12 protein-coding genes and 3 pseudogenes are annotated in these 12863 nt (G+C 35.2%); 9 read left to right on the forward strand and 6 right to left on the reverse strand.

The window, feature by feature from the left end; genetic code table 11:
• Nucleotides 1-18 precede the first annotated feature (18 nt).
• Nucleotides 19-464 (forward strand): annotated as a pseudogene (locus AC0OM3_RS06085) (NUDIX hydrolase).
• A 44-nt stretch (nt 465-508) separates the two neighbouring features.
• On the opposite strand, the pseudogene AC0OM3_RS06090 reads toward AC0OM3_RS06085, so the two are convergent.
• Nucleotides 509-1711: pseudogene (locus AC0OM3_RS06090) on the reverse strand (alanyl-tRNA editing protein).
• Between the two features lie 137 nt (nt 1712-1848).
• Here AC0OM3_RS06090 and AC0OM3_RS06095 point away from each other — a divergent pair.
• Both AC0OM3_RS06095 and AC0OM3_RS06100 read left to right on the forward strand, forming a co-directional pair.
• Nucleotides 1849-2256: a hypothetical protein gene (locus tag AC0OM3_RS06095; RefSeq protein WP_000965150.1), complete on the forward strand. Its 408-nt coding sequence runs from the start codon at nt 1849-1851 to the stop codon at nt 2254-2256.
• 66 nt (nt 2257-2322) lie between these two features.
• The gene (locus AC0OM3_RS06100) at nt 2323-3561 is read left to right on the forward strand and encodes an MDR family MFS transporter (RefSeq protein WP_000676809.1); all 1239 of its coding nucleotides are present in this window, start codon (nt 2323-2325) and stop codon (nt 3559-3561) included.
• Nucleotides 3562-3609: 48 nt separating this feature from the next.
• Here AC0OM3_RS06100 and AC0OM3_RS06105 read toward each other — a convergent pair whose 3' ends face one another.
• A complete protein-coding gene (locus AC0OM3_RS06105; protein WP_000516756.1) occupies nt 3610-3990 on the reverse strand; it encodes an Hsp20/alpha crystallin family protein in 381 nt (126 codons plus the stop codon).
• Nucleotides 3991-4114: 124 nt separating this feature from the next.
• Nucleotides 4115-4237 carry a small acid-soluble spore protein P gene (locus AC0OM3_RS06110; RefSeq protein ID WP_000517653.1) on the reverse strand — a complete coding sequence of 41 codons (123 nt, stop codon included), beginning with the start codon at nt 4235-4237 and terminating at the stop codon, nt 4115-4117.
• Nucleotides 4238-4358: 121 nt separating this feature from the next.
• Between AC0OM3_RS06110 and AC0OM3_RS06115 the strand changes: the two genes are divergently transcribed.
• Both AC0OM3_RS06115 and pdaB read left to right on the forward strand, forming a co-directional pair.
• The gene (locus AC0OM3_RS06115; RefSeq protein WP_001146295.1) at nt 4359-4622 is read left to right on the forward strand and encodes a hypothetical protein; all 264 of its coding nucleotides are present in this window, start codon (nt 4359-4361) and stop codon (nt 4620-4622) included.
• A 46-nt stretch (nt 4623-4668) separates the two neighbouring features.
• The gene (gene pdaB / locus AC0OM3_RS06120) at nt 4669-5394 is read left to right on the forward strand and encodes a polysaccharide deacetylase family sporulation protein PdaB (protein ID WP_102947840.1); all 726 of its coding nucleotides are present in this window, start codon (nt 4669-4671) and stop codon (nt 5392-5394) included.
• A 41-nt stretch (nt 5395-5435) separates the two neighbouring features.
• Here pdaB and sspO read toward each other — a convergent pair whose 3' ends face one another.
• Nucleotides 5436-5585, reverse strand: coding sequence for an acid-soluble spore protein SspO (sspO, locus tag AC0OM3_RS06125; RefSeq protein ID WP_000518057.1), 150 nt, complete (start codon nt 5583-5585; stop codon nt 5436-5438).
• Nucleotides 5586-5876: 291 nt separating this feature from the next.
• Between sspO and acnA the strand changes: the two genes are divergently transcribed.
• Both acnA and AC0OM3_RS06135 read left to right on the forward strand, forming a co-directional pair.
• Nucleotides 5877-8600 (forward strand): aconitate hydratase AcnA, encoded by a 2724-nt coding sequence (gene acnA / locus AC0OM3_RS06130; protein ID WP_000238559.1) that lies wholly within the window; start codon nt 5877-5879, stop codon nt 8598-8600.
• 116 nt (nt 8601-8716) lie between these two features.
• A complete protein-coding gene (locus AC0OM3_RS06135) occupies nt 8717-10375 on the forward strand; it encodes an ABC transporter ATP-binding protein (RefSeq protein WP_000141524.1) in 1659 nt (552 codons plus the stop codon).
• A gap of 77 nt (nt 10376-10452) precedes the next feature.
• Here AC0OM3_RS06135 and AC0OM3_RS06140 read toward each other — a convergent pair whose 3' ends face one another.
• Together AC0OM3_RS06140 and AC0OM3_RS06145 are read right to left on the reverse strand one after the other, a co-directional pair.
• Entirely contained in the window at nt 10453-10785 is a 333-nt protein-coding gene (locus AC0OM3_RS06140) for a YmzC family protein (protein ID WP_074593090.1), read from the reverse strand.
• Between the two features lie 11 nt (nt 10786-10796).
• Nucleotides 10797-11010 (reverse strand): annotated as a pseudogene (locus AC0OM3_RS06145) (hypothetical protein).
• A gap of 196 nt (nt 11011-11206) precedes the next feature.
• Between AC0OM3_RS06145 and AC0OM3_RS06150 the strand changes: the two are divergent.
• Nucleotides 11207-11782 (forward strand): TlpA family protein disulfide reductase, encoded by a 576-nt coding sequence (locus AC0OM3_RS06150; protein ID WP_000269041.1) that lies wholly within the window; start codon nt 11207-11209, stop codon nt 11780-11782.
• Nucleotides 11783-11897: 115 nt separating this feature from the next.
• Nucleotides 11898-12845: a 3'-5' exonuclease gene (locus AC0OM3_RS06155; protein ID WP_000528755.1), complete on the forward strand. Its 948-nt coding sequence runs from the start codon at nt 11898-11900 to the stop codon at nt 12843-12845.
• Nucleotides 12846-12863 lie beyond the last annotated feature (18 nt).

The raw sequence follows: 12863 nt of genomic DNA on the forward strand, positions 1-12863 counted from the left end.
AGGAAGAGGAGATTACATATGGAAAATGTAATGCAAGTTCGTATTACGGGAATTTTAATTGAAGATGAAAAAAAGTATTGCTAGTAAAGCAAAAAGTGGCTAATCGCGATTGGTCTTTACCTGGAGGAAGGGTAGAGAATGGTGAAACGTTAGAAGAAGCGATGATTCGAGAAATGAGAGAAGAAACGGGATTAGAAGTTAAAATTAAGAAGCTACTCTATGTTTGTGATAAACCAGATGCTAGTCCATCTTTGTTACATATTACGTTTCTGCTTGAAAGGATTGAAGGTGAAATTACACTACCTTCTAACGAGTTCGATCATAATCCGATTCATGATGTGCAAATGGTACCGATTAACGAATTAAGTTATTATGGTTTTTCGGAAACTTTTATCAATCTTATAAGTGGCGGTTTTGCAAATGCAGGAAGTTATCAAGGGTTAAAACGAAATATAGGCCTGTAAATATAGTTGAAGGATAGCCGTTAGCTATCCTTCATAAACATGTTTTACACTGCTGACTGTAAAGAAGAAACAAGCTGATTTAAAAACTCGTCCCCGTTCATCACCGCTTTTCCGCCGCCGCGTGCACTCTTTTTATTTCCGCCACCTTTTCCTTCAATTGCAGGAAGAGCATCTTTTAAAAGAGCATTCATATCGAGCGTTACTGTTTTTCCGCAAGCGAGAATACATTGTAGTTTGTCATCATTTTCAATAACGAAATACGTAATTGCATGCTCTTGTTGTTCTGTAATGATAGCTGATAGTTTTGCAATTTCTTGCATAGAACGATCTGTAAATGCTTTAGAAATAAGTAACCCAGCATGTATTTCGGTGGGCTGTTGCAGTAATTCATTTGCCTCTGCAAATAATAATTTTTCATTCATTGTTTGTATTGTTTTTTCGTTTTCCTTTTGAGCGGTAAGAAGCTGTGCTACTTTTGCTGGGATATCAGTTTCGCTACTGTTTAATTGTTTGGAAACATCTTTTATAATTTGTTGCTGTTACCCCATTAATTTAAGTGTACGCCAACCAGCGATAAAGGTTAAGCGTATACCACCTTTATTGCGCTCCCATCCTAGTACTTGAATAGGACCAACTTCACCAGTGCATTTCGGATGGGTTCCACCACAGCCGTTGTAGTCGTAATTTTCGATAATAACAACACGTATATTCTCTGTCATAGTCGGTTCTTTACGAAGGGGCAATGTTTTCGCTTCTTCTAAGTTCATCCACTCTATACAGATTGGATGGTTTTCAAAAACTATATTGTTTGCAATTTGTACTGCTTTTTCAACCGTTTCTGCATGTAAATTTTCTGTTTCTAAATCAATTGTTACCGTTTCTTTACCAAGATGGAATCCAATCGTAGGTATGTTAAAATAATCCCAAAAAGCAGCAGATAAAATGTGCTGAGCCGCATGTTGTTGCATATGATCAAAACGGCGCTCCCAATTAATTTTACCTTCTACGTCTTCTGTATGTAATTGTTCTGCGATGTAGTGACGAATTTCTCCGTTTATCTCTTCTACATTGATTACATTTATATCATTTAATGTACCAGTATCGTATGGTTGTCCGCCACCTGTCGGATAAAATGCTGTTTCATTCAAAACAACGTATAAGTTACCATCTTTATCATAATCTTGCTTTATAATTTTAGTAGTAAAGTCTTGCTTATAAGCGTCAGTGTAATATAATTTGTGTTCCAATTTTCTTTCTCCTCTCGCATTAACTAGTTTCATTGTAAAGCAATTGAAATTAGTTTCCTAATATTTCAGAAGAAAGAAACTATTTTTAGAATTTTCTTGCTATAATAAGGGAAAGAAAATGCGGGGGTGGAATAAATATGTTATATGAAAACGGCGTAGATAAACTGCTTAGTTTAAGCAGAAATATTTCCGAATTATATCGAGAATTAAACGAAATGACCCGGATTTTAACGGATTGTAATCGAGAAAGTGTGAAGTTTGATCGATTATATGTAAAAGAGTTACTTTGGAAGAAAGAAGATGTAATAGAGAAATATGACCAGCTACTTGTACAACTTTGTATTAACGAATGCTTTGATCTAAAAAGTGTCATTACAGGGGAATATAAGTATACATATGAAGAAGTAGAAAACATCGTTTTACAATTTAATGAAAAGTATAATGTCGTAATCTTAATTAAAGATGTGTGTAAAGAATTACAATTCACATATGGAATTGATATGGACATAACGAGAACAACTCGGGTATCAACAGCTCAAGTATAGAAAAAGGAAAAGAAAGCAGATCCTTTGCTTTCTTTTTTTGTGAAAATAGAGAGAGTAGGTTTAACGATGAAGGGGAAGTTACAGCATATTCATCCGCTTGGAATGAGTATTATTTTAGGGACATTGTTTGCTAGGTTTGCAACTTCAATGAGTATCCCTTTTTTAGCGATTTATTTAACGACTGTTAAAGGTGTATCAGCTGGAATGACTGGTGCTATTATCGGAACGAGTGCACTTGTTGGCGTTTTTGCTAGTTTTATCGGAGGGAATTTATCAGATCGATTTGGCCGGAAAACGATTATGCTCTGGTCCATGATTGTTTGGATTTTTGTGTTTATAGGTTTTTCACTTGCGGATCATGTTTTAAGTTTCTTTTTATTAAACGCTTTAAATGGATTATGTAGGTCGTTTTTTGAGCCAACATCAAGAGCATTATTATCAGATTTAACAAAGCCTGAGTATCGGTTACTCGTCTATAACTTACGATACGGTGCAATAAATGTTGGAGTTGCAATTGGACCAATTGTTGGATTACAGATTGGAAGTGCAAAATCAACAATTCCTTTTTTAGTAGCAGCTGGGGTATATATTCTATATACAGCTATATTAGCGTTCCAATTTAAGAAGTATCCAATGGAAAAAAAGAAAGTGAGGACAGAAAAACCTGTTACAATGCTAAATGCAATGCGTATATTGCGAAAAGATATAGTATTTTTAGTTGCTTTAGTCGGTATTATTTTGAGTAATTGCGGTTTTTCACATTTAACGACGACAGTATCTCAATATTTTGCAAATGCATATATATTTGAGGATGGAGTGAAGCTATTCTCATATATGCTCGCTTTAAATGCAATTGTTGTAGTGATTATCCAATACCCTGTTATTCAAATGTGCAAAAAGTATACACCGTTAACATCAATTATGGTGGGGACTTTATTTGTGAGCGGAGGATTGTTTGGCTTTGGAATAGTAGAATCTATGCTAGGTGCTGCCGTTTGTACAATTATTTTTACAATTGGAGAAGTATTAATGTTTTCAATGACGGATGTATTTATTGATGATATTGCTGTTGCGCATCTAAAAGGAACATACTTCGGTGCGATGGGCTTTTCGGGAATTGGAGCAGTAATAGGTCCGTGGTTTGGAGGAGTACTTCTCGATTACTACGGGTACCAAAATGGGTTTGCAGTATTTTCAGCACTAGCTATATTTTCAACTGTCGCATTTCCTGTGCTTTTAGTTACAAAAGGTTTATTGAAAAAAAGATATGATAGAAATTCTAATATAGAAATGCATGCGAAATAACATAAGCCCCAGTAACCAACTGGGGCTTAGTTTGTATTATATTAACTCTTAATTTGAAAAAAGAACTTTCTTTTCATGCTTATCAGCAACTTCATTTTTGGAAATATGAATGGCTAAAAATCCGTTTTCTAAGCAGGCTAGCATCTTTTTGTAAATGATAGTAGTAGGTAAAGGGATTGTTCGTTGTAAGGAAATGTTTTTATGAAGTATGCAAATAGCTAGGCCTGTCTCTAACTTTTTAATGAGTACATTTTGTTCTGAAACATTTTGTACATCTGTTTCCAAAATATATTCTTCTTCAGTTTCACAAAGGTCGATGTGAATTTGATTTGGAAAGCTAAAGTTACTATAAGAATCGGAACAAAATTGATCCATCCATTCTTCGAAACCATCAACATGAAAAAGACAATTCTTCTTTTTCTTGCCCATGTAAGACACCCTCCGTAAAATATCAATTCATATCATGTTATGCATGAATGAAACAGAGGTGAAGAATAAATGATGAAATACAAACATTTTATGTTGAATGTGCACTGTATGTGAATGTTTTTTATTACATATCATGATGTGCATGTTTTTTTTGGCGTGAATGGTTACGGTTTTTTACTTTATGAGATCCGCTTAATGGCTCAGGTTGTCCTTGTTTTTCTTTTGATTCACGGTTGTTTTTACCCATTGTATATGACACCTCCTCTTTCTTTTTAGAATGAGAGAAGTTGACGATTTTATACGAGAATGTTTTTAGAAAAAAAGGTAAAGATAAAGGGGACTAACTATTACAGAAAGGGGATTATATAATGCCATATCATAAAGATAAGCAACAAGCTTTTCAAGCGGCACAGCAAGGCGTTACACAAGCAGAAAATGCATTTAACAACATTGTGAAAAATGATCCAAACTACGGTCATGATTTAAAAGAATTACGCCAAGAGGTTCAGGAAGCATATGAACAAATTCAAAATGCACTAGAGGTAGCTTCAGAAACACAACGTCCACAACTTGAGCAATATGAAAATAATCTCCAAAATATAATGCGAAATGTAGATCAATTAGAAAAGTAAATGAGGTTGTTGTTTATTCGACAACCTTGCTGCTTTAGTAAACGTTATGCTAAAACAGAAAATTTTTCTATTCGTTTTTTCTTTGCTATGTGCAGTACATATATTTCAAGTGGAAAAAGTGGAAGCGAAAATGTTGCTCAGAAAAGAGTTAGAACCAACTGGTTATGTAACATGGGAAGTACCTAATAATGAAAAAATTATTGCAATTACATTTGATGATGGGCCAGATCCAACGTATACACCACAAGTTTTAGATTTATTACGTCAATATAAGGCGGAAGCGACATTTTTTATGATTGGATTTCGAGTTCAGCGTAATCCATATTTAGTGAAGCAAGTGTTAAAAGAGGGACATGAAATTGGAAATCATACGATGAATCATTTGTATGCGAGTAATTCGTCAGATGAAAAATTAGAAAATGATATTTTAGATGGAAAGAAATTTTTTGGAAAATGGGTGAAAGAACCTTTGCTATTCCGTCCTCCTGGCGGATATATTAACGATGCTGTATTTAAAACAGCGAAAGAGGCTGGCTATCAAACCGTTCTATGGTCGTGGCATCAAGACCCGCGTGATTGGGCAAATCCAGGGGTTGACTCCATTGTAAATCATGTAGTGAAAAATGCTAAAAGTGGCGATATTGTATTGTTACATGATGGAGGGAATGATCGTAGTCAAACGGTAGCAGCGCTAGCAAAAATTTTACCTGAGCTGAAAAAACAGGGCTATCGATTTGTAACGGTTTCGGAATTACTACGTTATAAACATTAGAAGAAATCCCAAAAGGAAAATAGACCTTTTGGGATTTTTCTTTACTGGTTCTTTTTACGTTTCTTATTATTTTGTCGCTCTGCTGGAGTTAAAGGCTCGTTTGCAAATTCTTCATTGTAACCAGTTCCTTGTCCTTGTGCAGATGCAGCATTCATTCCTGAAATAGTATGATTTGCTTTTCTTTTACCCATTTTATTTCACCCCTATAACATTTTTTGTATGTTGAATGATGAGCAGTTCATAGTATGTATGAACTGTAAGTAAACCGCTGATAGAGCATTTTACTTTATGATAATAGTATTCATAAGGAGCATGAAAGCTATTCAAATTTAGAAACATAAAGAAAACTTATGATAATCTATAAGTTTCTTATTATTTACTTATTTAGAAAGTTGTAATAAGATATTATCGTAAGGTATTGAAAAGTTTGTCTACATTTTATATTCAGACAACTTAGTCACGTTTAACAGGGGGGAAACATAATGGTCAAACATAATCCATTTCAATCACGTGCAACTTTTGAAGTAGATGGAAAAACGTATCATTATTATGATTTGAAAGCGCTTGAAAATGCAGGGGTTGGCAACGTATCTCAATTACCATATTCCGTGAAAGTTTTACTTGAATCAGTACTTCGTCAAGTAGACGGACGTGTAATCACAGAAGAGCATGTTACAAATTTAGCGAAATGGGGAACGAAAGATGTTCAAGATATCGATGTTCCATTTAAACCATCTCGTGTAATTTTACAAGATTTCACTGGTGTTCCAGCTGTTGTTGATTTGGCTTCGCTTCGTAAAGCAATGGCAGACATGGGCGGAGATCCTGACAAAATTAATCCTGAAATTACTGTAGACCTTGTAATTGACCACTCTGTACAGGTTGATAGAGCGGGTACGGCAGACGCGCTTGCATTCAACATGGACTTAGAGTTTAAACGTAATGAAGAACGTTATAAATTTTTAAGCTGGGCACAAAAATCATTTGATAACTACCGTGCGGTTCCACCAGCTACAGGTATTGTACACCAAGTAAACCTTGAATATTTAGCACCAGTTGTTCATGCTGTGAAAAATGCTGAAGGTGATTTAGTTGCATATCCAGATTCGTTAGTTGGAACAGACTCACATACAACAATGATTAACGGTATCGGCGTTCTTGGATGGGGCGTTGGTGGTATTGAAGCAGAAGCAGGAATGCTTGGACAGCCTTCATACTTCCCGGTACCTGAAGTAATCGGTGTGAAATTAACTGGTACACTTCCAAGTGGTACTACAGCGACAGACGTTGCATTAAAAGTAACACAAGTATTACGTCAAAAAGGTGTAGTTGGTAAATTCGTTGAGTTCTTCGGAAATGGACTAAAGAGCATGCCTTTAGCTGACCGTGCAACAATTTCAAATATGGCACCAGAATACGGCGCAACTTGTGGATTCTTCCCAATCGATGATATTTCATTAGAATACTTACGTTTAACAGGTAGAGATGAAGAACAAATTCGCGTTGTTGAAGAATACTGTAAAGCGAACGGTTTATTCTATACAGCAGATAGTAAAGATCCAATCTATACTGATCTTGTTGAAATTGATTTAAATACAATCGAATCTAACCTTTCTGGACCGAAACGCCCACAAGATTTAATTCCACTTTCAGATATGAAAGATGCGTTCCACAAAGCTGTTGTAGCACCAGTTGGAACACAAGGACTTGGATTTAATGAGCAAGAGTTCGATAAAGAAGTGAAGGTTACATTAGAAGATAAAGAAGTAACGATGAAAACAGGTGCAATTGCAATCGCTGCAATTACAAGCTGTACAAATACATCAAACCCATACGTATTAATCGGGGCAGGTTTAGTTGCGAAGAAAGCAATTGAAAAAGGACTTAAAGTACCTGAGTATGTAAAAACATCATTAGCACCAGGATCAAAAGTTGTTACTGAATACTTAGATAAATCAGGTTTAACAACATATTTAGATCAATTAGGTTTCCAAACAGTTGGTTACGGCTGTACGACTTGTATCGGTAACTCTGGTCCATTAGCGCCAGAATTAGAAGAAGCAATCGCAGCAAACGACTTACTAGTAACATCTGTTTTATCTGGTAACCGTAACTTTGAAGGTCGTATTCATCCACTTGTAAAAGCAAACTACTTAGCATCACCACCACTAGTTGTGGCATATGCACTTGCAGGTACTGTTGATATTGACCTGAAAAATGATGAAATCGGTAAAGATGCAAATGGCAATGCTGTTTACTTCAACGATATTTGGCCATCAGCTAAAGAAATTGAAGATGTAGTTCAAAACGTTGTTACATCTGAACTGTTCAAGAAAGAATATGCACAAGTATTTAACAGCAATGAGCGCTGGAATGAAATCCAAACTTCAAACGAAGCTTTATATACTTGGGATAATGATTCAACATACATTCAAAACCCGCCATTCTTTGAAGGTTTATCTAAAGAGCCAGGTGAAGTCGAAACATTATCAGGTCTACGCGTAGTTGGTAAATTTGGTGACTCTGTAACGACAGACCACATTTCACCAGCAGGTTCAATCGGTAAGCATACACCAGCTGGACGCTACTTATTAGAAAACGGCGTACAACCAGTTGACTTTAACTCTTACGGTTCTCGTCGTGGTAACCATGAAGTTATGATGCGTGGTACATTCGCAAACATCCGTATTAAAAACCAAATCGCACCAGGAACAGAAGGCGGATATACAACATATTGGCCAACTGGTGAAGTAACATCTATCTATGATGCTGCTATGAAATATAAAGAAGATGGAACAGGTCTTCTAGTTGTTGCTGGTAAAGATTACGGTATGGGAAGTTCTCGTGACTGGGCTGCGAAAGGTACTAACTTATTAGGTATTAAAGCAGTAATCGCAGAAAGCTTCGAACGTATTCACCGCAGTAACTTAGTGTTAATGGGTGTACTACCGCTTCAATTTAAAGATGGCGAAAGTGCTGAAACGTTAGGTCTTGTTGGTAACGAGTCATTTGAAATTCAAATCGACAAAACAGTTAGACCACGCGATCTTGTAAAAGTAGTTGCAACTGATGCAGATGGCAACGAAAAACAATTTGAAGTAGTAGCTCGTTTCGATAGTGAAGTTGAAATTGACTACTACCGTCACGGTGGTATTCTGCAAATGGTTCTTCGTGAGAAAATTGAAGAATCTAAAGTATCGAACTAAATTATTGAAATGAACAATAAGGAAGCTAACAATAGTTAGCTTCCTTATTTTATGGAAAGGGATGAAACCATTTGGTTTCATCCCTTTCTTTTTACTATAAAAATGGAGGAAACGTCATGACAGAGTATAAAAGAATATTGTTGCCGTTACGACAAGAGAAAATATTAGTAATAGCAGCTGTATGTAGTGGGATAATTGCTGCCATTTTAAATTTATCACGCCCAATTTTCATGGGGTTAATTGTAGACAATCTTATTCAAAGGGAGCTAAAAGGTGCGTATTTATATATAGCCTTGTTTGCGGGTAGTCGCTTTTTAATGTGGGCGAACAATCTTTTATTTGATTATATAAGTTCAAAAGCGAGTCAACGTATATTACAAACGAAACGTATAGAATTATTACGTAACTATTTCTCATTACCGTTTGAAGAGAGTGAGAAGATTAAGCAAGGAGAGTTAGAAACTTTGGTCGTGTCTGATATTCCGAACTGGGTCAGATTATATGGCTCTATATTAATAGAATATATACACGCTATTGCCCAATTTATTGGGGCTTTCATAGCACTACAACATATAGATATACAGTTTATATTGTGGGTAACTCCGTTTTTATTTTTAAGTACAATTGTTCCAATACTGATGGGAGAAAAGGTAAGAGATATTGCAAGCGTTGCTCAAAAAAATCACTCAAGTGTTGTAGAGATGGTGTCACAGTTTGTAAAGGGGATACAAGATTTGCGGAGTTTACAAAAAGAAAAATGGGCAATTCGCTTATTTAAAAGAGTAACGGCACAATCGTATAAATCGGAAGTAAAGAAGACGATGATGCAACATTGTATTGGAGTAGTTGGAACGGTGATTGAAACAGGAGCATATATCCTTGTTCTCATTATAGGTGCACAAAAAATAATGAGGGGAGAAATAGAAGTTGGTTCACTCATTGCAGTGTTAGCGACAATTGAGATGCTCTTTTTCCCTGTCCGTTATGTGGGCGATTTATTAATAATGACACAAGTTGCAGTCGCTTCGGCAAATAGAGCTTTTTGCTTTTTAAATAAACGAGCAGCAGATAGCAATGTAGAAAGAGCGATGGGGATCAGGATAACAAATGTTTCATTTCAGGAGAATGATGGAGAGAAATGTAGAATTCATAATATCGATTTACAAATTCATCCTGGTGAACTCGTTATTATTGTGGGAGAAAGCGGTGCAGGAAAAACAACGCTTTTAAAGTTAATAACGGGCTTGTATAAACCATCTAACGGTAGCATTGCTTATTATGGTAATGAAGCTCGTATGACTACAGTGTGGCAAGAACCACGTTTTTTCCGAACGACGGTAACAGAGAATATGTATTTCGGGGAAGAGGGTTTAGAAAATCAGCTAGAAAAAAATAGTGAACTTATAAATGCAACGCCGATTATTAGAGGGTTACCTGAAGGGAGTCAAACTGTGCTACATAAAAGCGGTGAAGAGTTTTCAGGAGGCGAAAGAAAACGTCTTGCATTATTGCGAGCGATTGTATCAAATCCAACTCTTATTATTTTAGATGAACCGACGGCTGGGTTAGATCCGGGCAATCAAGAATTGGTTTGGAATATGATTGAAGGGATAGGAAGAGATGTAACGAGAATTGTGGCAACACATGATGTAGAGAGAGCGATGATAGCAGATTGTGTTGTTGTCATGAAGAATGGGATTATTGTGGAATGTGGGAATCCTAGAGAATTATTAAATTGCAACTCATTGTACAATGAGTTGCAAACAAAAAGATAAGAGATATGTAATGCTCTTATCTTTATTCCGCTATTTGCCGGGTAGCCCGATTGGTGAGGGCTGATTAAAGTTTCACTTTATTCGGTCTCATTAAGTTGATAAGTATAAGAATTCGGATCACTAGAATTAACTTCTTTGACGAGAGTAAGTTGATTTGTATCTGGATTATATTTAAAAATCTTAATTGTATGTTCGCTATTTAGTAATGGATTATATTCTTGAATAGCGAATGTATTTTCCGCAATTTGTGTCATATTACTGGTGGGAACATTTTCTATGGAATCATGATTTGTAGAAATTTCAACGACTTTTTCACTGTTGAAAAATAAAAGAACGATTACTAAAATAACTAAGCATATTCGTATATAGCGTAGCTCTTTTGTGATAGGGTGTTCTCCCAAAACAATCATCCTTTCTATAACTATTCTATAGTAGTAATGGTAGTCATTGTGAAAAAAGTAATAATGCCGAGGCCTGCCAAAAGGATAAATGAGATTAATGCGATATAGAGACAAATACGTCCAACTTGTTTTTTTAGGATCTTTACTAAATAGTGAGATAATCCATGTGATAATTCCGATTGGGAAAAATATAAAACTAAGAATATATAGAAGTATTTTTTCAAATAAATTCATGAGAGCTCCTTTCATTGTAAAATGTTCCGTGTATTTCTAATTATATGATTAAAAGGTAAATATTTCATATTATTTATAAAAATTCTGATTATTTAGAATGTGAATATTTTCAAGCTTGTCCGTATAAGCTAAAATAAGGTATATAGCATTTGAATGGATATATTAAAAGAAGATAAACACGTTAGGGTGATATAACATGTGGCGGAAGCTTATGATTATTGTAGTGTTACTTTGTTTAGCGGGATATGCAGCTTATGAACAGTTTGGTCATAAAGAGCAGGCGGTAAAAGTGAAGCAAGAAAAAAGTGAAGTTGCTATGAAAGAGATGATCGCAAGGAATGGTATTGAGATAGGGAAGAGTGCACCGGACTTTGAATTAACTAAGTTAGATGGGACAAATGTAAAGTTATCGGATTTAAAAGGAAAGAAAGTAATTTTAAACTTTTGGGCTACGTGGTGTGGACCATGTCAGCAAGAAATGCCGGATATGGAGGCTTTCTATAAAGAACATAAAGAAAACGTAGAAATTTTAGCGATCAATTATACGCCTTCAGAAAAAGGTGGGGGGGAAGAGAAGGTAAGCAATTTTGCTAAAGAAAAAGGAATTACTTTTCCTATTTTATTGGACAAGAACATTGATGTGACAACAGCTTATAAAGTAATTACGATTCCAACTTCGTATTTTATAGATACAAAAGGTGTCATTCAAGATAAGTTTATTGGGCCGATGACACAAAAAGAGATGGAGAAAAGAGTTGCTAAATTAAAATAATGGTGAAAAGGTAGAGGTGGAGAGTTCCCATTTCTGCCTTTTCTTTTTCAAGTAGTAATCACTTCATGATATGATGTAAGAAATATAAACGTTTAGAGATAAAGGAGTGTATGGAGTGGGGAATGTATCCTTACCGTTAGATTATGTTGTAATTGATTTTGAAACAACAGGATTTAACCCTTATAATGATAAAATTATTCAAGTTGCAGCAGTGAAATATCGTAATCATGAATTAGTAGATCAATTTGTTTCATACGTGAATCCAGAGCGGCCAATTCCGGACCGAATAACGAGTTTAACAGGTATTACTAATTATCGCGTTTCAGATGCACCGACGATTGAAGAAGTGTTACCTTTATTTTTAGCATTTTTACATACAAATGTTATTGTGGCCCATAATGCTTCTTTTGATATGCGCTTTTTGAAAAGTAATGTAAATATGCTTGGGTTGCCTGAACCTAAAAATAAAGTAATTGATACTGTATTTTTAGCAAAGAAATACATGAAGCATGCGCCTAATCATAAACTTGAAACGTTAAAACGAATGCTTGGAATTCGTTTAAGCTCTCATAATGCATTTGACGATTGCATTACGTGTGCTGCTGTTTATCAAAAGTGTGCAGCTATTGAAGAAGAAGGGAAACGAAAAGTAAATAAGGCTATGCTTGATGAAACTGCGGTATATGAAGCGGTGAAAGAAATACTTGCATGTAATAAACGTAATGTAGAATGGCTACGTTGTATGAACGTAGGAAGTTATTTAGATATAAAAGCTTTTTATCCAGTTATGAGATTAAAGGTAAAAGGGCGAAAGAAATATGTATTAACAGAGATATTAGAAGAAGATGTGAAAGAAATATGTACAAGTTTAAAATGTGAACCGGCGTTAAAAAGTGAAGTTGGTAATACGAGAATTATGCTTAATAGCTTAGAGGATGTTATGAAATTAGAAAGTTATATTTTAGAGCAGTATGATTTTGTATTACAGGCGCTTCATGATTATAAAGAAAATGAAATGAATGCAGATGAAAAGTTGAAAGAGTATTTAAATATTATGGTATAAAAAACTCCGTGTGCAATA

This window comes from Bacillus sp. FAU20 (assembly GCF_056033865.1).

Excerpts from the sequence above, each read along its gene's own strand:
- AC0OM3_RS06115 (WP_001146295.1), top strand. The coding sequence starts at position 4,359 with ATGCCATATCATAAAGATAAGCAACAAGCTTTTCAAGCGGCACAGCAA.
- AC0OM3_RS06095 (WP_000965150.1), top strand. The coding sequence starts at position 1,849 with ATGTTATATGAAAACGGCGTAGATAAACTGCTTAGTTTAAGCAGAAAT.
- sspO (WP_000518057.1), bottom strand. The coding sequence starts at position 5,585 with ATGGGTAAAAGAAAAGCAAATCATACTATTTCAGGAATGAATGCTGCA.
- AC0OM3_RS06105 (WP_000516756.1), bottom strand. The coding sequence starts at position 3,990 with ATGGGCAAGAAAAAGAAGAATTGTCTTTTTCATGTTGATGGTTTCGAA.
- AC0OM3_RS06100 (WP_000676809.1), top strand. The coding sequence starts at position 2,323 with ATGAAGGGGAAGTTACAGCATATTCATCCGCTTGGAATGAGTATTATT.
- pdaB (WP_102947840.1), top strand. The coding sequence starts at position 4,669 with ATGCTAAAACAGAAAATTTTTCTATTCGTTTTTTCTTTGCTATGTGCA.
- AC0OM3_RS06110 (WP_000517653.1), bottom strand. The coding sequence starts at position 4,237 with ATGGGTAAAAACAACCGTGAATCAAAAGAAAAACAAGGACAACCTGAG.
- AC0OM3_RS06135 (WP_000141524.1), top strand. The coding sequence starts at position 8,717 with ATGACAGAGTATAAAAGAATATTGTTGCCGTTACGACAAGAGAAAATA.
- AC0OM3_RS06150 (WP_000269041.1), top strand. The coding sequence starts at position 11,207 with ATGTGGCGGAAGCTTATGATTATTGTAGTGTTACTTTGTTTAGCGGGA.
- acnA (WP_000238559.1), top strand. The coding sequence starts at position 5,877 with ATGGTCAAACATAATCCATTTCAATCACGTGCAACTTTTGAAGTAGAT.
- AC0OM3_RS06140 (WP_074593090.1), bottom strand. The coding sequence starts at position 10,785 with ATGATTGTTTTGGGAGAACACCCTATCACAAAAGAGCTACGCTATATA.